Raw genomic sequence first — 20,971 nt, forward strand, 5'->3', positions numbered from 1 at the left:
GCAACCGGCGAACACCGCCAGCGGCCCCCAACCCCGCCTCCGCAACCAGCGAATACCGCAGGCGGTGCGGGCCCCCTTCCCGACCACCCCGACCCGCTACCCGGCCTCCGCGACCGGCTCCATCCGCCCCTGCGCCACCAGTCCGGCCGCGCGGTTCTCCGCGATGTCCAGCCGCGCCAGCACAGCAGGCACGGCGATCCCCGGCAGCAAGTGATGGAAGAGAATCACCACCCGGCGTTCCAGATCCTCCCGCTGGCAGCGCAGCTGGGACAGCAGCTGCACCCCCGAGAAGCTGGCCACCAGCAGTTCCGCCGTCTCCGCCGGGTCGACGTGCGGCAGCAGTTCGCCGCCGGCCTTCGCCTCGTTCAGCAGGCGCTCGGTCTGGTCGATCCACATGCCGAAGGCCGGGGTGCGGTCCAGGCCCAGCGCGCCCTGGTCCAGGGCGAGTCCGACGCTGGCCCGCACCAGTGGCTCCGTCCGCAGCCGCAGCGCCAGCACCAGACCGGAGTCCACCAGCTCCTGCAGCTTGCTGGACTGCGGCGGCAGGGAGACCGCCAGCTGCTCCTCGAAGATGCCGAGCGCCAGCTCCTCCTTCGACCCGAAGTGGAAGTACAGCGCCCCCTTGGTCACACCAGCCCGTTCCAGGATCTCCCCGATGGTCGCCGAGGTGTAGCCGCGTTCGTCGAAGACGGCCGCCGCCGCCTCCAGGATGGTCCGCCGTGTGCGGATCGCGCGCTCCTGTCGCGCCATCGGGTGCCTCCTGATCTCCGTGGATCTCTGCTCTCGCGCCGTCGATCGCCTGGACCGCCGCGAGGTCGTGCTGCCTCATCGTGGCGCCATTGCGATGCGGTGATGCCCGTGCTGCGTTCCGCCGGCGCTCTGCGGGCGCGGCGTGGGTGCGCTCGTCCGTCGCTCGTCCCGGCGAAGTGGATCACCCTTGGAAAAAAACCGTCCCGTCCGTATCTTAGTTCGACGTCCACCGGTGCCAGTTCGTAGATCCCGGGGGGGGTTCCCGCATGCCGAAGAAACGCGCCTCGAGCGCGCCCAGGGAGGATCAGACCGGACAGCAGGGCATGGCCGCAAACGCGGCTGGCGGAGACGGTGGAACCAGCACTCGCATCACCCCCGAACTCGCCCACCGCCCCCGCGCCTTAGACGTCTTCCCCACGGACTGGACCCGGCTCTCCGGCACCCGCTTCCGGGTGACCGCCCACTGGCCCGACGACCACCCGTTCTTCGGCCCCGTCGACGACCGCCACCAGGATCCGATGATCGTGGGCGAGACCATACGCCAGACCTCCCTGGCCCTGGCGCACGCGGCGTTCGACGTCCCGGCGGACACCCATTTCGTCATGTGGGACCTGGATGTCACCACGGACCCGCAGGCCCTGCGCCGCGCGGACGCGGCCGAGCCGGTCACGGTGGACGTCGTCTGCTCCGAGATACGCCGCCGGGGCCGCGGCCTGAGCAGCATGCGGACGACGATGGAGTTCCGTCGCGCGGGCCGCCTGGTCGCACGCGGCACCGGCAGCACCGGCTGCACCTCACCGGCCGCCTACCGCCGCCTGCGCGGCGACCGGTTGGCCGCGCGGGAGAAACCCGTACCGCTCCTGCCCGCGATCTCCCCCGACGAGGCCGGCCGCCCCCACGACCAGGACGTCGTCCTCGCCCCGCTCGATGCACCCCAGCCGCATCCCGGCGCCCACCACGGCGGCCGAACCGCCACCTGGCTGCTGCGCGTCAACACCGCCCACCCGGTGCTCTTTCCCCGCCCCAACGACCACGTCCCCGGCATGGTCCTGTTCGAGGCGGCCCGTCAGGCGGCCACCGCGGCCACCGGCAAGCGCCCCTTCCTCCCCAGCGACATGTCGGCCTCCTTCAACCACTACGCCGAACTGCACAGCCCTTGCCTGATCGAGGCCGAGGTCCTCGAGAAGGGTGAGGACGAGACCGCGGTCCGCGTCCACGGCCACCAGGACAACCAGACCGTCTTCACCGCGGTCCTCACCTCCGGCGCCTCCCGACTCGCCGACCCCGCCCCCGCCCCCGCCCCCGGCACCGGAGTACAGCCGCAGCCATGACCGTGCATCTCCTCGTCACCGGCGCAACCGGCTTCATCGGCGGCCGGGTCGCCGCCGCGGCCCACCGCCGCCCAGGCGTACGCGTCAGCCTCCTCACCCGCCACGCCGCACCCGTCCCCACCACGGCACAAACCACGACAACGACCACGACCAAGGCCACGGCCAAAGCCACGGCCACAACCACGGCCACCCCGGCGACCGTCCCCGGCGACCTCGCCGACCCCCTCTCCCTGCACGGCAGTTGCACCGGAGTCGACGTCCTCGTCCACTGCGGCTCCCTCGTCACCGGCACCCCGGAAGCTGTCGCAGCGGTCAACGACCAAGGAACCAAAGCCCTGATGGAGGAGGCGATACGCGCGGGTGTCCGCCGCATCGTCTACGTGAGCACGGCCGCCGTCCACGGCAGAGGCCCCTTCCGCGGCGTACGCCCCGGCGAGGCACCGATCGCGCCGGCCTCCGCCACCAGCGCCACCCGGGCCGCGGCCGAACGGCATGTCCTCGACGCGGGCGGCCTGGTCCTGCGCCCCCACCTGGTCTACGGCACCGGAGACCGCTGGGTGATCCCCGGACTGGTGGGCCTGCTACGCGAGTTGTCCGCCACGCTCACCGACTGCGCGACGCTGCACTCGGTGATCGACGTCGACACCCTGGGCCGCGCGGTCGTCGCCGCGGCCCTCTCCTCGTCCCTCGCCCCCGGCGCCCACTACGTCAACCACCCTGACCCGGTCACCGCGACGGACCTGCTCGCCGCCGTCGCCACCCAGGTCGAGCGCCCACCGGCCGGAGCCGCCATCGACGTCCCCACCGCCCGCGCCCGCGCCGCCGGCTCACCCATGGCCCGGCACCACCTCGGCATGCTCACCGTGGACCACTGGTTCACCGACGACGACTTCTGGAAGTCGGTGGACTGCTCCCCGGGCAAGGGCTTCCCCCGCACCTTCCCCCAGGCAGCCCCCTGGTACCGCTCCTATCTGACCCGCCGCTGACGACCGCGCGGCCGCACGCACACATCCCCCACTCACCTACCGTCCGCGCGGTGTGCGGCGTGCGGCGCCGGCACCTCTGCTCGCCCGTGCGCCGCTCCCCGCAACCAGAACGGCGCCGCCGGCCGGGGCGGCGCCGCTCCCGTCGTCCTGTCTGCCCCCTACCGCGCCGTGCCGACCGGACGGCTCGGGTGCACCTCGCGTTCCAGACGGCCAGGACCGTTCCCGGACCGAACTTGTCGTCGAACAGCTCGAACAGCGGGTACTGCAGCACCAGGATGCTGAGACCCGTGATCCAGAACGGCGCGGACGGGGCCCACTGCGGGGCGTACTGCGCCATGTGCAGGGGATGCCGACCACGAAGCCGAGCGACAGGAACCAGAAGGCGGCAGACAGCAGGAAGTAGCGGGTGGCGCCGCGCACCTCGATGCCCTTGAACGCGGTCAGGCTGATCAGAGGGACGCGGCCGGGCCCGGCCTCCGGATCCTTGCCGAACCGGGTCCTGGGGATGAGAGCGGTGGTGATCAGGCAGAAGCCGAGGCAGAGGGGCGAAGACCACGCAGAAGAGGGTCCGCAGGTCCACGTCCGTCAGGACGGCGCCGAGCAGCGCACCGCCGAAAAGGCCGACCTGCCCGGCCATCTGGAACGCGGAGAACGCCTTGGGCCGTTCCTCCTCGGGAAAGGACACCAGCACGTTCTTCAGCCCCGGGAACGACGTCCCCGAGCCGAAGCCGATGAAGAACGCGAGCACGCTGTACACGAGCACGCCATCGGCGAAGCCCATGAGCCCGAGGGCCACGGCTTCCAGCGCGGTGCCGAGGAACACACCCCCGCGGCCCCCGGCGCGTGCCGCGACCCCCTCATAGCAGAAGGTGGCGAGCAGGCGGCCGACGTACGTCATACACATGACCACGCCCGCCCAGAACCCGCTGTCGGTTCCGCCGAGGGTGGCGACGAGCACCGGGAACCAGATGTAACTGCCGGCGTTGGCGAGCAGGATGCCGCCGACCACATCGGGGACGACTCCGTGCGGCACGAGAAGGACAGAGCCGTCGGCCGGCTGCTGAACTACTACCCGGGCGCGACCACCGAGGCGTGCCGGATTCTTTTCCGGGACTGCGCCAGTGCGCCTCCGCTCCGGTCGGCAGCGCACCCGGGCTGCCTGCCTTCGGCGGAGACGCGCAGACCGCCCGGCACTGGTACGACCGGGAGAGCAGGGTGCTGCAGGCCGCCGTCCGGCTGGGGCAGCAGCACGAATTCCATCGCCTGGCCAGCTATCTGGCCAGAAACACGGTGCTCCATCTGCACGCGCAGGGAGCCTTCCGGGACTTCCGTGAACTCGCGCAGATCGCGGTGGCGGCGGCCCGGAGGGCAGCCGACGCCCAGGCCCTGTGTCTGAGCCTGGCCCTGGCCTCGGCGCACCAGATACTCGGAGAGTTCCAGTCGGCGACGGAGGCCGCCGAAGAGGGTCTGCGAGTGGCCAGGTCCCACGGGGACACCGTGAGCGAAGCAGCGTTCCTGGACCTGGTCGGCTGGGCGCACATCGTGCTCGGCCGCCTGTCCGAGGGATACGACCTCCTGCTGAGCGGCATCGCACTGCACCGCGAACTCGGAGCCTGCAGACGGGAATCCATCGCCCTGTGCAATCTCAGCACCCTGCTCCTGTAGCAGGGGCGGACCAGGGACGCGATCGCCACCGCGGAACGGGCGGTCCGGCTGTGCCAGAAGGTCGCGGGCGTGAGGGCATCGCCTTCATCGCCTTCGCCCCGCTGGGCCGGGGCTTCCTGTCCGGGCTGATCTCCGGCCCCCAGGACCTGCCGAGGGCCGACGGACGGCACCGTCTGCCGCGGTTCAGGCCCGAGGCCATCGGCGCCAACCAGGTCATCGCCGGCAAGGTGCGGTCGGTCGCCGAACGGCTCGGCGCGACCGCGGCACAGGTGGCGATCGCCTGGGTGCTCGCCCAGGGGGACCACGTCGGCGCCATCCCGGGCACCAAGACCCTCCGCCACCTCGAGGAGAACGTCGCGGCCGGCTCCCTCGCCCTGCCGCCCGACGCGCTGGCGGAGCTGGACGCCCTCCCCGAGCCCGTCGGCGCGCGCTGACCGGCCGACCCCGTCCGATCCCCCTCAGGACCGGACCGACATCCGATGACAAACCCCAGCAGATCTACCCCACTAAGGAGTCCCATGCGCGCCGTGCAGTTCGAGTCCTTCGGCGGCCCGTCCGTCCTCACCGTCGCCGACGTCCCGGCGCCCGGGCCGCAGCCCGGGCAGATCACGCTCGACGTCACCCACGCCGGCGTCAACTTCGCCGAGGTGATGTTCCGGCGCGGCCAATTCCCGTCGGCCTGCCGCACGTCCCCGGCCTCGAGGCGGTCGGCACCGTCCGCGCGATCGGCGACGGCGTCACCGGCTTCCGTATCGGCGACCGCGTGGCCGCCCTCACTCTGGGCGGCGGCGGAAACGCCGAGGTGGTCGCCGTGGGCGCGGAGCACGCCGTGCGCCTGGACGGCCCGCTGGCCGGCCTGGACAGCGCTCTCGCGGCCGGCGCCCTGTGCAACGTCACCACCGCGATCGGGGTGCTCACCTCCGCCGGCCGGCTTGCCGAGGGCGAGAGCGTGGTCGTCCTCGCCGCGGCGGGCGGCGTCGGCACGGCGGCCGCCCAGCTGGCGCGGACCCTGGGCGCGGCCACGGTCATCGGCGTGACCAGCAGCCCCGCCAAGGCCGAGTACGCCCGCGGCTTCGGCTACGACAGCGTGGTCTCCTACGACGACCTGGAGCGCGAGGTGGCCGAGCGGACCGGCGGCGCCGGTGCCGACCTGGTCCTGGACTCGGTCGGCGGCGCATTCCGCTCGTCCGTGACCGGACTGCTCGCACCCTTCGGCCGGCATGTCGTCTTCGGCAACGCGGCGGCCGAGGACGTCACCTTCGAGGGCAACCACCCCTGGTACACCAGCACGTCGCTGGCCGGCTACAACCTCGGCGGCGTAGCCGGACGTGCCCCGCACCTCCTCCGCGCCCACCTGGAGCAGGCGCTGGCGAGGGTCGCCGGCGGCACGGTCCGCGTGGACGTCCGGCTCCTGCCGCTCAAGGACGTCGCCCACGCCCACGAACTGCTGGAGACCCGCGCCTCGACCGGCAAGTACGTACTCGACGTGCACGCCTGACCATCACGGCTTCCGGTGCGTCAACGCCCTTACGGATGAGGCCACTTCAGCAGCCGACAAGAATCTCCAGAGCTCGCGGGCCGTCGACGGCATCGACCTCGTCATCCCCCAGGGCATGGTCAACGGCGTGCTCGGCCCCAACGGGGCGGGCAAGACGACGTTCGTGAAGATGCTCACGACCCTGCTGCTCGGCCGGCTCCCTCGGCCACGGCACGATCCGCATCGGTTCAGCAGGCACGGTCGCCATCGCCATCCAGTGCCATGATCGCTCGGACGGCGGCGGGGAAGCACTCCAGGCACCGGTCGTTGACGGCGTACCGCGTCGACGTGCCCCGCGCCTCGGCGAGCACGAAGCGCACTTCGGCGAGGATCTTGAGGTGATGGGACACCGTGGACTGGCCGATCGGCAGCTGTTCCACGATCTCGCCGACAGCCATGGGCCGCCGCTCGACGGCCAGCAGGTTCAGCACGCGTACACGCATGGGGTCGGCCAGAGCCTTGAACCACGTGGCGTATGTGGCGGTGTCCTCGTCGCTCAGCGACGCCGGGCTGTTCTTGGTCTGCTTCATCGATAATCGACGATAGTCGATGAATGGGGGTATCGGTCGGAATCTCCCGGCACTACCGTGGCTGCATGGAGGCACCGCTGGATGTGCTGGTGGTGGGGGCGGGACCCACGGGTCTCGCGCTCGCGGCCCAACTGCGCGCCAACGGGACCAAGTTCCGCATCATCGACCGCTCCCTCGATCGGGTTCACGAATCACGGGCGCTGGCCATCCAGCCCCGCACCCTGGAGGCGCTCGCGGGCTTCGGGGTGACGGACGAGCTGATCGCCCGCGGTAATCCGGCGATGCAGCTGCGGATGCACCTGCCGGGGCGCGTGGTGCGGCTGCCGCTGTTCGACATCGGCCTGGCCGACACCCCATACCCCTTCCTGCTGTTCCTCTCGCAGGCCGAGACGGAAAGCGTCCTCTCCCAGTACCTGACCGACCGGGGGGTGACGATCGAGCGCGGCACCGAACTGGTCGGGATGGAGCAGAAGGATTCGTACGTCCGGTGCCGGCTGCGGGGCGACGGCGGCAGGGAAGAGACGGCGGCGGCACAGTACGTCGTGGGTTGCGACGGCGCACACAGTGGCGTGCGCACTCAGGCGGGCATCGGCTTCGAGGGGTACGCCTACCCGCAGACGTTCCTGCTCGCCGACCTGGAGGCCGACGGACTGGAGCCCGGTGCCGTGCATACCTACATGACCGGGGCCGGGATGCTGTTCTTCTTCCCGCTCGGCTCGCCGGCCACCTGGCGAATGCTCGCGATGCGGCCGCCCGACGCTCCGGACGCGGAGGTGACGCTGCCACTGCTGCAGGAGATCACCAGGCGGTACGTCCCCGAGCGGCTGATCCTGCGGGATGCGGTCTGGATGACCGACTTCCGGCTCCACAACCGCGGTGCCGCCCGGTACCGGGCTGGGCGCTGCTTCCTGGCCGGGGACGCGGCCCATATCCACAGTCCGGCCGGTGCGCAGGGCATGAATACCGGCATCCAGGACGCCCTCAACCTGGGCTGGAAGCTCGCCCTCGTCTGCCGGAGTGCCGCGCCCGAGGAGCTGCTGGAGACGTATGAGGTCGAGCGCGCCCCGGTCGGCCGTACGGTGCGGCGCTTCACCGACCGTGCCTTCACTGTCGGCACCAGCAGCAACGCGCTCATTCGTCTCGCGCGCACCCGACTCGCCCCGCGGCTGGCCCCACTGGCGCTGCGGGCGAGCGGCCCGCGTGGGCGCGTCTTCCGTACGGTCTCCGAGCTCGGCATCCACTATCGCCGCAGCCCCGCTTCCGTGGCGGGCTCGCCTCCGCCCAGGACCGGGCCGCGGGCAGGGGACCGGCTACCCGACCTGCCACGCGGCCTGCAGGCACGGACGGCACCGCCGGGCTGGCACCTGATGTTGTCCGGCCCGCCGCCCCTCTGGCCCGACGAGCGACTCACTCCGCTCCTGGAGGGGCGAGCCGATCTGGTCGCTGTGCACCGGCTCGGAGGGCAGAGTCCGTGGGCGGGCGCCGTACAGGGGCTCGTGCGCCCCGACGGCTATCTCGGCTATGTAGCACGAGGTGCCGATCTGGGCGGGTTGCGCACATACCTCGACCACTGGCTGCCGATCGGCAACCGTTGATTCGACCCCCCTCTATGTTGACAGTCATCGATTCAGGGAGGAGCTTTGCACTCATGGACGTCGATGCAGCCTCGATGCAGTGGAGGTGTGTCATGACCGGGCAGGGCAGCGACCTTCGCGAGCAGGTGCGGGCCAACTACGCGGCGGCCGCGGTCCAGGTCAGCCAGGGAGGCGCCGCCTGTTGCGGCTCCGGAAGCATCGAGGTCGATGAGAGCTTCGGGGTGGGGCTGTATGCGACCGAGGACCGTGCGGGACTGCCCGCCGAGGCGCTCGCCGCGTCCCTCGGGTGCGGTAACCCGCTTGCGGTAGCCGAGCTGCGGGAGGGCGAGCGTGTGCTGGACCTCGGCTCGGGCGGCGGCATCGACGTCCTGCTGTCCGCACGCCGGGTCGGGCCGAGCGGGAAAGCGTACGGGCTGGACATGACCGAGGAGATGCTCGCCCTCGCGCTGGCCAACGCGAAGAAGGCAGGCGCGACGAACGTCGAGTTCCTCAAGGGCGCCATCGAGTCGATCCCGCTGCCCGCCGGCACCGTCGACGTCGTCATCTCCAATTGCGTGATCAACCTGTCGGTCGACAAACCCGCCGTGTTCGCCGAGATGTTCCGGGTGCTCGCGGCCGGAGGACGGATCGGCATCACCGACGTCGTGGCCGAGGATCAGCTCACGCCCGACCAGCGGGCCGAGCGTGGGGACTACGTCGGCTGCATCGCCGGGGCGATGTCGTTCGCCGAGTACCGGCAAGGGCTGGAGTCCGCCGGGTTCGCGGACGTCGAGGTCACCGCGACGCATGCGGTGGCCGACGGGATGCACTCGGCGATCGTGCGGGCGGTCAAGCCCGTCACGGCTGCGGAGCTGCCGATTGTCGAGACGATCGTGGCAGGTGGCGGTCGTCGTGCTGCGGGCCGTGCTCCGAGGGCTGACCCTCGGCCGTCCGACCGGTGCGGGCCGGAGGGGCAACCCAGCCGAGGACGATGACGTTCCGGATCTCGCTCACGCGGTGGTCTCCGGCTTCTCCGGCGCGATCTCCTCGATCAGGCCCTCGACGAGCTCCTTGATCTCGTCGCGGATCTGCCGCACGGCCTCGACGCCCTGGCCGGCCGGGTCGTCCAGCTGCCAGTCGACGTACTTCCTGCCGGGGAAGACCGGGCAGGTGTCGCCGCAGCCCATGGTGATGCAGACGTCCGACTCCTTGACCGCATCGATGGTCAGGATCTTCGGGGTCTCGGTGGAGATGTCGATACCGACCTCACGCATGGCCTCGACGGCAGCCGGGTTGACCTTGTCGCCGGGCGCGGAACCGGCGGAGCGGACCTCGACGCGGTCCCCGGCCAGGTGGCTCAGCCACGCGGCGGCCATCTGGGAGCGGCCCGCGTTGTGGACACAGACGAAGAGCACAGAGGGCTTGTCGGACATCAGAGGTCTCTCTTGCCTCGCAACAGGAACGGGCACGACTCACATCAGCACCCGGTGGTATCAGCTACCACTGATGTAAACATCAGTCCATGACGACGTCAGTCGACACTGACCTGATTCGGGTTCTGGCCGACTACAAGGCGGTTCGCCCTGAAAGAGCCGGGCGGGGTCTGCCCGAGGAGCGGACCGCGCCCATCCCTGGCGGTGTCGGCGGCCGGCTGCCGACACCGCGAGCCTCTGGTTGCGTCCTCCGCCCGGGCGGAGGACGCAAGCGTGGCACGGATCTCGATCCGGGGCTGCGCCCGCGCTGCTGGCGCTGGTCGAGCCCGATGAGCGGGGTGATCCGGATATCGTCGCCGACAGCCCAGCCACCGCCCCGGCCACGTCGCCGTTGAAGCCCTCCAGCAGATCGACTACAGCCTCCGGCGCGGCTACCTGGCGGGCGACCGCGCCTACAACGGCCAGAGGCCGGAGAACTTCCAGCTCCCCATCCGCGCCATGGGCTACGAGCCCGTCTACGACTACGCGAAGGACCAGCTCGGGGTGCAGGCCGGCTTCGCCGGCGCCGAACTCGTCGAGGGCAACTGGTACTGCCCCTCCATTGCCCGAGGGGCTAAAGGACGCCACCAAGGACCTGATCAATGAGAAGATCGACAAGCAGACCTGGATCAACCGCATCCGCGCCCGAGCCGCCCATCTCTTCATGGCCAAGCAGCGGCCCGACGACGAAGGCCACCGCCGTGTGATGTGCCCGGCCGGGGCAAACGGGACCCAGTGCCCCCCTCAAGGCCCACACCCTCGGCAGGGGCATCCACCTGCCGCTCGTCGACCCGGCTCCCAGCCCCGCTGACTCGCCGCCCTGCTGCGGCCAGAGGACCGTCACCGTCCCGCCGGAGGCCGGCGCCAACCTCTGGCAGCCCCTCCAGTACGGCTCCGAAGCCTGGCAGCGCGTCTACTTCCGGCTCCGCAACAGCGTCGAAGGTATCAACGGCTTCGCCAAGGACACCCTCCACGAGCGCCTCGAGACGCCAGCACCCGCCGAATCCGCGGCATCGCCGCCCAGACCCTCCTGCTGGCCTTCCAGCTCGCCCACGACCCCCAAGGGCTACGTCACCCAGCCCTGAGACCTTGCTCACAAGCCACCAGTAGCCCCCGGTCGAACAGCCGGCCCGCGGCAGAACAACTGAAGATCCACGCCTGAACAAAAAGCCGGAACGGACGGCATCATGATCGATGCCGCCCGTTCCGTCGGTGCAACCAGAGCACTTTCGTCGGTGCTCCCTGGTCGGTAACCGACGAAATGGGCTGGTCAGGGGATACGGGTACTGAACTCACGGTGAGATCCCGCGCTCATCAAGATCTTTTCCCACGCAGCAGGTGAGGCTCGCCACAGGTGACGGGATGTCTTGCGCCGGATGCTCCGGTGCATGCGGTGTCCGAACCTCCATTTACCCTGTCCGATTTGGCGGCATTCACGGTGCTTAGGCGTGCTAGGCAGCGGCCGCCCGGGTGGGGGACGATCGGTCGCCGTATCACTCGTATGAACGGACGGGGGGTGCATGGACACACGGTCAGCAAGACGTGCGGGAGAGGCAAACGGAGCTCGGTCACTGCTGAAGGTTCCAACGGTGCCACTGCACGGGGTGAACGGCCACCATCCGATCGGCCACGCCGCCGGCGGAATGACCGAGCCCACCCGATTACTGTGCGCGGTCGCGCATCTGCGGCCGGACAGGGCAGAGGAGTTCGCCAAGAAGTTCAGAGAGTGGCGGCGCAGGATGACCAAGCACCTCGGCGACAAGCTCACCTCCAAGAAGGTGCGCGAGCGGCGCCTGGAACAGGCAACCAAGCGGGCCCTGGCCGATGAGCAGAACAATCTCAGAAAGCTGTTGGACGACGAGGAGGAGCCGACCGCGCCCAAACAGCCGCGGGTACTGGTCGGCCACGAGTACGCGCGATGGGTGCGCCGCCGGATAGCGGCCGGAGGGCGGCCAGTGCCGTCACAGGGCTTCGACCTGGAAGCTGTCCTGAACGCATGCGCGCAGGCGCAACGCCTGCTGTGGCTGCGCCGTGGCCTCACGGCCCTGGCCAGTGCAGCGGGCGGGCTGTGGGTGCTGACGCCGCTCGCCTACCTGGCGCCGCTGGTCACATTGCTCGGGCTGTGGGCAGCTTTCTACACGGACCGGGCACTTGCCCAGAGGCGGCTGCGCGCGGTGATCGGCGCTGACGTCGGCGCCACGTGGGGTGCCGATGTGCCACGCCGGTTCCGGCGGGCAGTGGAGGGCATCCGGGACGCCTCATACGGGGAGGTCGTGCCGTATCGGAACCAGGTCCGCGCCTCCGGTGCGAAGTACCACTTCGTCGGGGCGGGCAAGGTCTGGTTCGAGACCCAGATCGGTATCGACGTGACAAGGGCGAAGTCGAACGACGAGGACGACAGCCAGCGTTCCGAAGACGCGAAGGGTCCCTCTCGGGCCCTGCCCAGTGTCGAGGAACTCCTGGCAGGGGCCCGGCCCGGCGACGGAGTGGTCCGCTTCACCCCGGACGACCTGCACGCGCATGTGGCCCGTGAGCTGCAGCGTCCCATCGATCCGCTGCCGGACTTCCACCCCGAGAGTGTGCAGGAGGTGTTCGGTGTCGCGGCCATCGCCGCTGACCGCTGGGACGCGCTGACGCCCGAGGGGTGGGAGGGACTGGTCACGCTGGCCCGGGAAGGCGTGATGGCAGCGGACGCTCAACGCGCGCCGAAGGTCGCCCGACGCTTCCTGTGCGCGCGGATGACCTCGTGGGACGGCGAGCTGGTGGCCTCGATCTTCGTGGGCTTCGCCTACGAGAACCACTACCTGCGCGTCGTCGTTCGTCCCCACGTGGTCAACCCTGTCCACCCCGTGGTGCGCGAGGCGGAGAAGGAAGCGGCGGGCGCCGGCTGGTCGTGGCGGCGCCGCACGGCGTATCTCGCCGCCGTGGACACGATCTGGCTCGTGGCCCGGCTGTTCAAGCGGGCTACGAGCGACGAGCGGCAGCCGGCACAGGATGCCGGTCAGGGGCCGGTGAGTCTGCGGGAGGTCTACTCGACCCGGTACATGGACGACATGCTCCAGTACGACGACGCCCGCCGCTACATCGAGATGATGCAGGGCCGCGTCCTGGCCGCGGTCGAGGGCTTCCTCGTCGACCATAACGTCGACACCGGCGAGTACCGGGAACGGATCACGGTTGTCCTCAACAACGGCGTCATCAACACCGGTGAGATGAGCAACGTGCAGAACCAGCCGGGGGCCGTCGGCTCCCACCAGAAGGCAGGAGGAGCAGCGTGATGTTCGGTCGCAGGCAGCAGCCCGGTGGCACCAACACGGGCATTCAGAACAGCGGATCCATGCAGAACGTGCAGAACCAACCGGGCGCCTTCCACTCGACGCAGAGCCAGGACAACTCCGGCCTCGGACGAGACGAATTACAGGCCATCGCCGAGCTCCTGGGACGAATCCGCCAGGACATGGAGCGCGAAAAGGCCCACGTCGAAGACTACGACCTGTGCGTCGGTCTCCTGGACACGGTGGCTGAGCAAGAGCTGGACAAACCCGAGGGGCGGGCCGTGGCCAAGGGACTGCTGGAGAAGATCCAGCAGAAGTGCGGAGGCGTGCCCGGTCTGGTGTCCCTCATCGCGTCCACCCTCTCGGCGGTCTCCACGCTCGCCTGACGAACACCGCCCCTGCTAGAGGAGCCGAGTCACCCAGACCGCCGGCGGTGCACGGGCAGGGCGTCGCCAAGAGTGACGAAAACCGCTGGTCACGCCAAGCGTCACGGTTACCGATGACGAACAGGTGGCGCCTGGCGCGGCCAGCGGTGACGTTCGAGAGGTCTGGGCGAAAGCTGGCCCTGGCACGGGCGCGGCTGCGTCGACGATTCCCGACCACCGTGCAGAAGACGCGGCGCCGACTCAGGACCTGATCCGTCGTGCGGCCGCCCCAAGCACCTCCTCGGGGCTGTAGGTGCGCAGCAGCTCGTTCAGCGAACAGTCCAGCTCGGCTCGGCGCGCGGACCGGTCGCGCGCGAGTGCTTGAACAATCGCTCGTTGCACGTACTCCTCCGGAGTCCTTCGCTCGGCCACAGCGAACCTCTGGATCCGCTCGTGGACCTCCGCACTCAGCGGGATGCTCATCAAGTACTTACCGTCAGGCCCAGGAAAGAGACTGCAGAGCACGTCGATGGGGAGCGCGCCTTCCAACCGTTCCCAAATCCTTCTGACGGCCCTGCGTTCGTTCTTGGCCGACACCAGCACCACGAGCCGTTTCCTGTCGGCGGCAGCCGCCATCAGGAGGGCGCTTTGCTGCTGCGCGGCCTTCAGTTCGGCGGCTTCAATGGAGCGGGTCAGGGTGATCTCGATGGCGTGCACGTTCATGGTGCGCTCCTGCTTCGGGCTTGGGCATACGAGAAGTTGAGCGCTGTCGGTTTCGCAGCGTCCGGTGCCAGGGGCGTAGTGACGGTTCACTCGAGCGAGATCTCTCCGTCCGGCAGCCATCCGTCCCAGTAGCCGTCCATGAAGTCGAGCAGTTCAGCGGGCTCGACCTGCGCTCGGTCGGAGCGCAGGGCCGCCGTCGTCCACCAGCAGGCTTCCGGGGCGATGGCGAAGCGCATGGCCGACGGCCAGCTACCCGAAGCGGGACGCACCACGATGACGTACTGAACACCTTCCGCCCCGTCCGTACGGGAGAGCCGGCCGATGAGAGGCGAGATACGAAGCGGAGGGAGACGGCAGATGCCACGCAGATGACGGGTTGCCGCGCGGCGGATGGTTTCACCAGGGCGCACAGCCACTGTCGGCAGCGTCCAGATTTCTCCGTCCGGCCCTGACGGGATCAGGAGGAGCAGCCGCTGCGGAGAGTCAATGACAACGGGGCGTACTACGTCGCGGCTGTACAAGTGCGCGTCATCCATACGTCACCCCTTCCGCGATGTTATTCGAATAACACCTGCATACCTCCTAATGGGTGCCCTGCGGGGATCAGCTTCCGTAAACGAAGACATTCCTCGGTAACCCACATCAGTGGTCCGCTCAGGAGCCACGATTCAGCAGGGTGCGCCTGCCGCAGGATGCGCGTCGTGAGTACAGCGAGGAAGACGGCGCAGAAGCGTCGCACCCTGATCGAACCGGTGATTCAGCCGATCCCCGGGGAGTCTCTGACCAGTTGGATCGGTGCGCTGGCCGAGCAGCAGGGCTTCGAGATGAAGCCGCTCCTTCGGGAACTGCACCTCGACCGGCTCGGCGGGATCGCTGGCTCCGAAATGCGGTTGTCCGATCCTGTGGTTCGACGGATGGAGAAGCTGACCGGAGTCGGCGCCGAGCGCCTGCACGCGATGACCCTGGCCCGCTATGCCGGCAATGCGCTACCGCATCTGCCGCTCCTCTCGTCCGACGGTGTGGCGGTGCAGCAATGGCACAAGGGAGCGTGGTTCCACCACTGGCAGGCACGCTGGTGCCCGAGGTGTCTGCGGGACAACGACGGCCCGCGCTGGCTCCTGCGGTGGAAACTTCCATGGTCGTTCGCGTGTGTCGACCACAGTGTCTACGTGGTGACCGAATGCCAGGCGTGCTGGGACACCGTCCGATTCCGGCAGGACGCCCCACCTGAGCGCACCTGCGAAAACTGGACAGACGAGGGTGAATGGTCTTACGGCTATGGCCTCGGAGAACCATGTGGCTTCCCGCTTGTCCTGTGCCAGCCTGTGCCGGTGAGTGACGACTCCGTTCTGGCCTTGCAGAAGCGTGTCAACGCGTGGCTCGACGGAACGCCCACGCATGAGGACAGGATGCTCGTGGCCCTGGCCGCCGTGCTCATCCCCCTCTTGTCGCCGTCCATGGTGCGGCGTGGTGATCCCCTCCTGCGGTATGCAGTGCGCTCTTCCAGGGCACCACCCAACGACAGAGGAGGGGTAGAAGGCCGTGGACCGACTCACTTCGGGTGGCGGCCGCCGTCTATGCCGCGGACGGGTTTCTGCGCCGCGGGTATTCCGCCGGCGAGGTCGCCGCATCGATCGCCGACCTTCGGTTCCTCGACCACCGGCGTACGCCGTGGCGTATGGACATGGCGGAGTTGGCGTACGGGCCTTCGTTCCGGCCGAATCCCTTCGTCGAGCCACTCGTGCACCGCGGGCTGATCACTCTCGGCAACTGGTTCTGACGGCGGGCTCGAAGTTCAGATCAGCACGTGGGTGGCGCAGCGGCCTGACCGTGCGGGCTGTGTTCGAAAGCGATGAGGGCCGCCAAGGAGGAGAGAACCGCACTGGCTACTCGGCGACCGCGCCACCGACCGCCAGCAGCCAACCCGCAGACGAAAAAGGCTCCCCACCAGGACTTACACAACGGACAAGACACTCCGCGCCCTTGCCCGCTCCCGCAACTCGTGGAGCCCCGCAGGGGCATATCGGTCGTCCGACAGAGGCCGGCGCACGCTCACCTCACCGAGCAGACGGTCATTGCATTTCGGGACGGAAGGTACCAAGCGAGGGGTATCGGTCGGACCACCCGGAGGACCACTCTCTGCGAGGTTTTCCGGTCGCCGCTCCACAAGGTACCTTTTCTTGCGCGCCCTTCGGGCTTACAGCGCCCGGCGTCAAGGCGCTTCAACCAGTAACCCCCCGCAGTGGCAGTCGTACAGGGCGTCCATTCAGAGAGGGTGGTGGGAAATGCGTGTGGTGGAAAGCTGGTCCCGCGTAATGGGTCTTCTTCGGGAGCACGCCCCGGCCGATCATGCGGATCTGCCCGGGCCGACCACGGAACAGATGCTCGCGACCGCCGAGGAACGGATGGGTGTCCCGCTTCCTCAGGAACTGCGGGCATGGTTGTTGCAGAACAATTTGGATCTTCCTGAGGAAGATTTCGACGACGATGTGGCATGTTGCGGTTTCGCCGGGTTTCCGGACGAGGGAAGTTTCTTTCTGGGAATTCGGGCGATGGAGAAGCTCTACGCGAACCATCCTATGTCCGGTGGGGGCGACTGGAACGAAGCGTGGGTCCCGTTCCTGTCGGATCAGGATGGCTGGACGGGAAGGTTCATCGACGTGCGGGACGGGCGTGTCGGCAGGTGGTTCGTGGGGGAGACCCCGACTGCTGGCGAGTACGTGTGTCACTCGCCGACTATTTCGACTCTGTGGCCGAGATGCTGACGAGGATCGGCGAGGGAAACCACCCGGTCTGTACGGTCGCCGAAGGGCGACTGGTCTGGTTGTGAAGTCTCGCATCACCGATCGTTATGAGTGCCCCCCGGTCCAACCGGGGGGCACTCTTCATTAGGTGGTTACGGTGTCGGCGCGGTAAATCCGTCGAGGTCGAGCCAGTAGTCGTCGTCCTCCATCAGGCGCTGTTGCTTGATGAATTCGCCGAACGGTCGCATCGACTGGGTGTTCTGCCAGTTCGACATCGAAGACCGGCCGCAGGGCTCCTTCCACGTCGGTGCCGGGGCATCCGGACGCAGGTGGAGTGTCATGGTGTCGTCGGCGTTGCGCCTGACGTACGTCTGCACGCATTCCTTGCCGCTGTACGCGACAGGGTTGGGACCGGCGGAGTTTCCAGCGCTCTGGAAGGAATTGGCGAAGGCGAACTCGTCACAACTCTTTGGGTCGGTACGTGCTTCACCTGCATCCAGCGTCCACATGTCACTGAAGTCGCCGGTGCCACTGTAAGCCTTCCACTGCCTGCCGCAGATGAGCTGACGGTTACGGTCCTGCTGCGTCTTGCCGGAGCCGTCGACGGCCATCTTGTTGCCCAGGTAGGTGAGCGGTTTGCCGCTGCTGCGCTGACCCCACTTGATGTTGGTCTTGCGCCACATCATGTCGACGTGAGCGGCGGCACCGGGGAACTTCTTGGAGTTCATGACGTAGGTCGGCTTGTAGCCGGAGAACACACAACCGGTTCCGGCGTTGGGGATCTCGCTGTCGCACCGGATGTCCAGCTCAGCCTTTTCGGCTTCGAGGGGGATGGCGATCGGTGTACCGTTGGCCGATCCGCCGAAGTACCAGTACGGGACAATCGTGTTCTTGGTGGCGCCGCTGGGCGTCCACTTGAACCGCGTGGTGATGGTCCGCTCGAGAATGTCACCATTCTTGAAAATCTTCGACCCGGCCCAGTTGACGCTGGTAATGGTGCAGTACCCACGGCAATTGGCCTGGTAGTCAAGGTTGACCGTGTTCATCACGCCGGCCATCCTCTTCAACCGGATCGTGGTGACCTGGGAGAACTCATCGCTCGCAGGGTCGAGATAGATCGTGTTGTAGTAGTCGAACGATGCCGTTCCGTCCGGCGTGTTGTTCGTGTAGTGCGTCACGCGCAGATCGCCCTCACCCTGCGGGTGGTGTGCGGGATGACCACCACGCAGATCGCCCGGGCGTTCCTGGTCCGGGAGTCCACCGTCGCCCAGCGCATCACCCGCGCCAAGCAGAAGATCACCAGGGCCGGGATCCCGTACCGCGTGCCCGACGACGAGGAGCTGGGCGACCGCCTTTCCCAGGTCCTCGCGGTGATCTACCTGCTGTTCAACGAGGGATACCTGTCGACCGCCGAGCAGGCGCAGTCCCGCGACCTCGCCGACGACGCCGAGTGGCTGGCAGCCCTGCTGCACCGGCTGATGCACACCGAGCCCGAGGTGGCCGGGCTGCTGGCGCTCATCCGGTTGCACCGCGCTCGTACCGCCGCCCGGTTCACCCCCGAGGGCACGCTGGTACGGCTGCAGGATCAGGACCGCTCCCTGTGGGACCACGAAGCCATCGCGCAGGCCACAGTCCTGCTGGCCCGGGCGATCAGACGCCGACACCCGGGCCCCTACCAGCTCCAGGCCGCCATCGTCGCATGCCATGCGGAGGCGGCACGCTGGGAGGACACCGACTGGGAGCAGATCGCGCTGCTGTACGACATGCTGCTCCACCTCGCCCCGTCCCCGGTCACCCGGCTCCACCGGGCCGTCGCCCTCCGTTACACGCAAGGGCCGAAAGCCGCGCTGGCAGAGGTCGACAGCCTTGCCGGAGAACTCGACCGCTACCACCTGTTCCACGCCGTCCGAGCCGACCTGCTGCGCGACCTGGACCGCCCCGACGAGGCCCGCACCGCCGACAAGATCGCGCTCCAACTGACCGCCAACCCCGCCGAACGCGCCGTACTCCAGGAACGCGCGGGCTTCTGAACAGGCCGATCCCTGCCCCTGGCCACGACCACCCCAGGGCAGGCGGCCACCAGGAGACACTCCGAGCAACCGCACCGGTGGCCCGGCCCGCGCCGCAGATCCCGGGCTCAGGGATCTACTGGGCGGCTTGGATGACGCCTTGGACTGCTTGTCTGATGCGCTCGGCGGCGTGGTCAGGGTCGGGCTGACCGGTGTCGAGCCAGGTGATGACTGCTTCGAGGGTGAGGGTGGGCACGAGCTGCGCTGCCCAGGTCCGCCAGGGGCCGTCCGGGATGGCGTCGGCAAGGTGGCGGGCAGCGATCTCCATCGAGGCGGAGCGGATGCTTTCGATGACGTCGCGGAACTCGGGCTCGCGGGCGGCGTGGCGGAACAGCAGCCGGAACCCGTCCGGATCCGCCGCGGCGGCGCGTAGCAGCGCGGCGACGCTGTGCTCGTCGTAGTCATCGGTACCGACGGTCTCGGCAAGCCGGGTGCAGGCGCGGTCGAGCACGGCGCGATACAGGTCGCTCTTCGAGGCGAAGTGGCGGTAAAGGATCACGTGGGTCACTCCGGCCTCTGCCGCCACGTCGTCCAGGCCGGTGGCGGCGAAGCCGGTGCGGGCGAAGGCACGTGTGGCTGCGTCGAGGAGTTGCTCGCGCCGCTCGGCGCGGGGCATTCGCCGGGCACGCTCAGGCGGAGGTGCGGACGTCGAGCGAGCGGGCTGCCGGTCCTCTGGGTTCACACACACCTCCCCTTGTTTAAGCGAGACTATACAAGTAGCTTCGTTTAAGTCGACTTATACAAGAGCGATTGAACCTGATGGGGGCAGCCATGATCACCGCGGCACAGTTGCCGTTCGAGCAGACAGATCCCCTGCAACTCGCTCCGCGACTGCGCGAGTTGCAGGCACAGGGCACGGTGCACCGGGTGCGCACCGCAGTGGGTGATGCGGCGTGGCTGGTCACCGGCCACGCCCAGGTGCGGCGGCTGCTGGACGACGACCGGCTCGGCCGGGCGCATCCGGACCCTCGGAGCGCGCCACGAGCCGGGGAATCGGCGCTGTTCGGCGGGCCGCTGGGCAACTTCGCCACCGAGGCGGCCGATCACGCACGCATGCGCTCCCTGCTGCAGCCGCACTTCTCCCCCAGGCACCTGCGGGCCCTGCGCCCCCGCATCGAGACCCTGACAGCACGGCTGCTGGACGGGCTGACCAAGCTGGGGCCGCCCGCAGATCTGCACACCGCGGTCGCAATGCCGCTGCCGATCCTGGTGATCTGTGAGCTGCTGGGTGTGCCGTACCAGGACCGGGAAAAGTTCCGCGCCTGGACCGCCGATGCCGCCAATATCCGCGACCGGGCTCGATCGGAACGGGGGCTGGGCGAGTTGTTCGGTTATGGCAAGAGGCTTGTCGCACGCAAGCGTGCCGAGCCCGGCGATGACGTGATCTCCCGGTTGTGCGCGACCGAGGGCGTCTCTGATGACGAAGCGGCCGGCTTGTCGATGGCGTTGCTGTTCGCCGGGCACGAGACCACAGTGGTCCAGATCGGGCTGGGCGCTCTGCTGTTGCTGGCCCACCCGGAGCAGTGGCAGGCCCTGGTGGACAACCCCGTTCTGGTCCCGAATGCGGTGGAGGAGATCCTGCGCGCGCCGGGGAAGGGCGGCGGCGGAATCCCCCGCTACGCGCGGACCGACCTGGACATCGACGGAGTCACCATCCGGGCCGGGGAGCTGGTGCTGCTGGACAACGGCGCCGCCAACCACGACCCGGCGGTCTTTCCCGACCCCGATCGGGTGGACGTCACCCGCTCGGCCGCGGCCCATCTCACCTTCGGGCACGGCGCCCGCTACTGCCTCGGCGCGCCCCTGGCCCGCATCGAACTGCAGGCGGTGTTCACCGAGCTGGTGACACGTCTGCCGACGCTGCGACTTGCCGTCGGCGTAGAGGAGTTGACCATGAGGCGGGACACGCTCACCGGCGGCTTGGCCGAACTCCCGGTGCGGTGGTGACAG

At 68.8% G+C, this 20,971-nt stretch carries 21 protein-coding genes and 3 pseudogenes; 17 read left to right on the forward strand and 7 right to left on the reverse strand.

All coding sequences use genetic code 11. The features are described 5' to 3' along the window. Nucleotides 1-96 precede the first annotated feature (96 nt). Complete coding sequence (locus ABD207_RS24900) at nucleotides 97-750, reverse strand: ScbR family autoregulator-binding transcription factor (protein WP_344015339.1); 654 nt, start codon at nucleotides 748-750, stop codon at nucleotides 97-99. A 323-nt stretch (nucleotides 751-1,073) separates the two neighbouring features. On the opposite strand from ABD207_RS24900, the gene ABD207_RS24905 reads away from it, so the two are divergent. From ABD207_RS24905 to ABD207_RS24930, 6 genes and pseudogenes are all read left to right on the forward strand, one after another. Next, entirely contained in the window at nucleotides 1,074-2,081 is a 1,008-nt protein-coding gene (locus tag ABD207_RS24905; RefSeq protein WP_344015340.1) for a ScbA/BarX family gamma-butyrolactone biosynthesis protein, read from the forward strand. Further along, nucleotides 2,078-3,067, forward strand: a complete 990-nt coding sequence (locus ABD207_RS24910) for an NAD-dependent epimerase/dehydratase family protein (protein ID WP_344015341.1) — start codon at nucleotides 2,078-2,080, stop codon at nucleotides 3,065-3,067. Before ABD207_RS24905 ends, ABD207_RS24910 begins: the two co-directional genes overlap by 4 nt. Before the next feature lie 1,092 nt (nucleotides 3,068-4,159). Then, complete coding sequence (locus ABD207_RS24915; RefSeq protein WP_344015342.1) at nucleotides 4,160-4,732, forward strand: hypothetical protein; 573 nt, start codon at nucleotides 4,160-4,162, stop codon at nucleotides 4,730-4,732. A 50-nt stretch (nucleotides 4,733-4,782) separates the two neighbouring features. Next, the gene (locus ABD207_RS24920) at nucleotides 4,783-5,166 is read left to right on the forward strand and encodes an aldo/keto reductase (RefSeq protein ID WP_344015343.1); all 384 of its coding nucleotides are present in this window, start codon (nucleotides 4,783-4,785) and stop codon (nucleotides 5,164-5,166) included. A 62-nt stretch (nucleotides 5,167-5,228) separates the two neighbouring features. Then, nucleotides 5,229-6,230 carry a quinone oxidoreductase family protein gene (locus ABD207_RS24925; RefSeq protein WP_425580816.1) on the forward strand — a complete coding sequence of 334 codons (1,002 nt, stop codon included), beginning with the start codon at nucleotides 5,229-5,231 and terminating at the stop codon, nucleotides 6,228-6,230. Between the two features lie 73 nt (nucleotides 6,231-6,303). Then, nucleotides 6,304-6,417, forward strand: a pseudogene (locus ABD207_RS24930) (ATP-binding cassette domain-containing protein); the annotation flags it as partial. Nucleotides 6,418-6,457: 40 nt separating this feature from the next. Here the strand turns inward: ABD207_RS24930 and ABD207_RS24935 are convergent. After that, nucleotides 6,458-6,799 carry an ArsR/SmtB family transcription factor gene (locus ABD207_RS24935; protein ID WP_344015344.1) on the reverse strand — a complete coding sequence of 114 codons (342 nt, stop codon included), beginning with the start codon at nucleotides 6,797-6,799 and terminating at the stop codon, nucleotides 6,458-6,460. Nucleotides 6,800-6,864: 65 nt separating this feature from the next. Between ABD207_RS24935 and ABD207_RS24940 the strand changes: the two genes are divergently transcribed. Together ABD207_RS24940 and arsM are read left to right on the forward strand one after the other, a co-directional pair. After that, complete coding sequence (locus tag ABD207_RS24940) at nucleotides 6,865-8,394, forward strand: FAD-dependent monooxygenase (RefSeq protein WP_344015345.1); 1,530 nt, start codon at nucleotides 6,865-6,867, stop codon at nucleotides 8,392-8,394. Nucleotides 8,395-8,486: 92 nt separating this feature from the next. Further along, nucleotides 8,487-9,368 carry an arsenite methyltransferase gene (gene arsM / locus ABD207_RS24945; RefSeq protein WP_344015347.1) on the forward strand — a complete coding sequence of 294 codons (882 nt, stop codon included), beginning with the start codon at nucleotides 8,487-8,489 and terminating at the stop codon, nucleotides 9,366-9,368. A 15-nt stretch (nucleotides 9,369-9,383) separates the two neighbouring features. Here the strand turns inward: arsM and ABD207_RS24950 are convergent, their stop codons facing one another. Next, nucleotides 9,384-9,806, reverse strand: coding sequence for an arsenate reductase ArsC (locus ABD207_RS24950; RefSeq protein ID WP_344015348.1), 423 nt, complete (start codon nucleotides 9,804-9,806; stop codon nucleotides 9,384-9,386). Nucleotides 9,807-10,045: 239 nt separating this feature from the next. On the opposite strand from ABD207_RS24950, the pseudogene ABD207_RS32195 reads away from it, so the two are divergent. From ABD207_RS32195 to ABD207_RS24965, 4 genes and pseudogenes are all read left to right on the forward strand, one after another. Next, nucleotides 10,046-10,251: pseudogene (locus tag ABD207_RS32195) on the forward strand (hypothetical protein); the annotation flags it as partial. A gap of 53 nt (nucleotides 10,252-10,304) precedes the next feature. Further along, nucleotides 10,305-10,451 (forward strand): hypothetical protein, encoded by a 147-nt coding sequence (locus ABD207_RS24955; protein ID WP_344015349.1) that lies wholly within the window; start codon nucleotides 10,305-10,307, stop codon nucleotides 10,449-10,451. 983 nt (nucleotides 10,452-11,434) lie between these two features. After that, nucleotides 11,435-13,123 (forward strand): hypothetical protein, encoded by a 1,689-nt coding sequence (locus ABD207_RS24960; RefSeq protein WP_344015350.1) that lies wholly within the window; start codon nucleotides 11,435-11,437, stop codon nucleotides 13,121-13,123. Beyond that, nucleotides 13,123-13,506 carry a hypothetical protein gene (locus tag ABD207_RS24965; RefSeq protein ID WP_344015351.1) on the forward strand — a complete coding sequence of 128 codons (384 nt, stop codon included), beginning with the start codon at nucleotides 13,123-13,125 and terminating at the stop codon, nucleotides 13,504-13,506. The genes ABD207_RS24960 and ABD207_RS24965 overlap by 1 nt, the downstream gene beginning before the upstream one ends. A gap of 240 nt (nucleotides 13,507-13,746) precedes the next feature. Here the strand turns inward: ABD207_RS24965 and ABD207_RS24970 are convergent, their stop codons facing one another. Then, nucleotides 13,747-14,208: a hypothetical protein gene (locus tag ABD207_RS24970; protein ID WP_344015353.1), complete on the reverse strand. Its 462-nt coding sequence runs from the start codon at nucleotides 14,206-14,208 to the stop codon at nucleotides 13,747-13,749. Nucleotides 14,209-14,294: 86 nt separating this feature from the next. Further along, entirely contained in the window at nucleotides 14,295-14,744 is a 450-nt protein-coding gene (locus ABD207_RS24975; RefSeq protein ID WP_344015354.1) for an NUDIX hydrolase, read from the reverse strand. Nucleotides 14,745-14,900: 156 nt separating this feature from the next. On the opposite strand from ABD207_RS24975, the pseudogene ABD207_RS32200 reads away from it, so the two are divergent. The 3 genes and pseudogenes from ABD207_RS32200 to ABD207_RS24990 form a co-directional block, all read left to right on the forward strand. Next, a pseudogene (locus ABD207_RS32200) lies at nucleotides 14,901-15,314 on the forward strand (TniQ family protein); the annotation flags it as partial. 455 nt (nucleotides 15,315-15,769) lie between these two features. Continuing rightward, a complete protein-coding gene (locus ABD207_RS24985; protein WP_344015356.1) occupies nucleotides 15,770-15,988 on the forward strand; it encodes a hypothetical protein in 219 nt (72 codons plus the stop codon). Nucleotides 15,989-16,493: 505 nt separating this feature from the next. Further along, on the forward strand, nucleotides 16,494-16,973 hold the full coding sequence (locus ABD207_RS24990; protein ID WP_344015357.1) for an SMI1/KNR4 family protein: 480 nt from the start codon (nucleotides 16,494-16,496) through the stop codon (nucleotides 16,971-16,973). Between the two features lie 131 nt (nucleotides 16,974-17,104). Here ABD207_RS24990 and ABD207_RS24995 read toward each other — a convergent pair whose 3' ends face one another. After that, nucleotides 17,105-18,130 (reverse strand): hypothetical protein, encoded by a 1,026-nt coding sequence (locus ABD207_RS24995; RefSeq protein WP_344015359.1) that lies wholly within the window; start codon nucleotides 18,128-18,130, stop codon nucleotides 17,105-17,107. On the opposite strand from ABD207_RS24995, the gene ABD207_RS25000 reads away from it, so the two are divergent. Next, nucleotides 18,122-18,982: an RNA polymerase sigma factor gene (locus ABD207_RS25000; RefSeq protein ID WP_344015360.1), complete on the forward strand. Its 861-nt coding sequence runs from the start codon at nucleotides 18,122-18,124 to the stop codon at nucleotides 18,980-18,982. The genes ABD207_RS24995 and ABD207_RS25000 overlap by 9 nt on opposite strands. A 115-nt stretch (nucleotides 18,983-19,097) precedes the next feature. Here the strand turns inward: ABD207_RS25000 and ABD207_RS25005 are convergent, their stop codons facing one another. Continuing rightward, a complete protein-coding gene (locus ABD207_RS25005; RefSeq protein WP_344015361.1) occupies nucleotides 19,098-19,637 on the reverse strand; it encodes a TetR/AcrR family transcriptional regulator in 540 nt (179 codons plus the stop codon). 155 nt (nucleotides 19,638-19,792) lie between these two features. Here ABD207_RS25005 and ABD207_RS25010 point away from each other — a divergent pair, with 155 nt between their 5' ends. After that, nucleotides 19,793-20,968 carry a cytochrome P450 gene (locus tag ABD207_RS25010; RefSeq protein ID WP_344015362.1) on the forward strand — a complete coding sequence of 392 codons (1,176 nt, stop codon included), beginning with the start codon at nucleotides 19,793-19,795 and terminating at the stop codon, nucleotides 20,966-20,968. Nucleotides 20,969-20,971: the final 3 nt, after the last annotated feature.

The sequence above is a fragment of the Streptomyces thermospinosisporus genome (genome assembly GCF_039526425.1).
Lineage (GTDB): Bacteria > Actinomycetota > Actinomycetes > Streptomycetales > Streptomycetaceae > Streptomyces > Streptomyces thermocarboxydovorans.

What these genes read in the sequence shown, in the direction of transcription:
- ABD207_RS24965 (WP_344015351.1), top strand. Translation starts at nt 13,123, where the DNA reads ATGTTCGGTCGCAGGCAGCAGCCCGGTGGCACCAACACGGGCATTCAG.
- ABD207_RS24955 (WP_344015349.1), top strand. Translation starts at nt 10,305, where the DNA reads ATGGGCTACGAGCCCGTCTACGACTACGCGAAGGACCAGCTCGGGGTG.
- ABD207_RS24940 (WP_344015345.1), top strand. Translation starts at nt 6,865, where the DNA reads ATGGAGGCACCGCTGGATGTGCTGGTGGTGGGGGCGGGACCCACGGGT.
- ABD207_RS24935 (WP_344015344.1), bottom strand. Translation starts at nt 6,799, where the DNA reads ATGAAGCAGACCAAGAACAGCCCGGCGTCGCTGAGCGACGAGGACACC.
- arsM (WP_344015347.1), top strand. Translation starts at nt 8,487, where the DNA reads ATGACCGGGCAGGGCAGCGACCTTCGCGAGCAGGTGCGGGCCAACTAC.
- ABD207_RS24975 (WP_344015354.1), bottom strand. Translation starts at nt 14,744, where the DNA reads ATGGATGACGCGCACTTGTACAGCCGCGACGTAGTACGCCCCGTTGTC.
- ABD207_RS24990 (WP_344015357.1), top strand. Translation starts at nt 16,494, where the DNA reads ATGCGTGTGGTGGAAAGCTGGTCCCGCGTAATGGGTCTTCTTCGGGAG.
- ABD207_RS24900 (WP_344015339.1), bottom strand. Translation starts at nt 750, where the DNA reads ATGGCGCGACAGGAGCGCGCGATCCGCACACGGCGGACCATCCTGGAG.
- ABD207_RS25005 (WP_344015361.1), bottom strand. Translation starts at nt 19,637, where the DNA reads ATGCCCCGCGCCGAGCGGCGCGAGCAACTCCTCGACGCAGCCACACGT.
- ABD207_RS25010 (WP_344015362.1), top strand. Translation starts at nt 19,793, where the DNA reads ATGATCACCGCGGCACAGTTGCCGTTCGAGCAGACAGATCCCCTGCAA.
- ABD207_RS24905 (WP_344015340.1), top strand. Translation starts at nt 1,074, where the DNA reads ATGGCCGCAAACGCGGCTGGCGGAGACGGTGGAACCAGCACTCGCATC.
- ABD207_RS24950 (WP_344015348.1), bottom strand. Translation starts at nt 9,806, where the DNA reads ATGTCCGACAAGCCCTCTGTGCTCTTCGTCTGTGTCCACAACGCGGGC.
- ABD207_RS24970 (WP_344015353.1), bottom strand. Translation starts at nt 14,208, where the DNA reads ATGAACGTGCACGCCATCGAGATCACCCTGACCCGCTCCATTGAAGCC.
- ABD207_RS24910 (WP_344015341.1), top strand. Translation starts at nt 2,078, where the DNA reads ATGACCGTGCATCTCCTCGTCACCGGCGCAACCGGCTTCATCGGCGGC.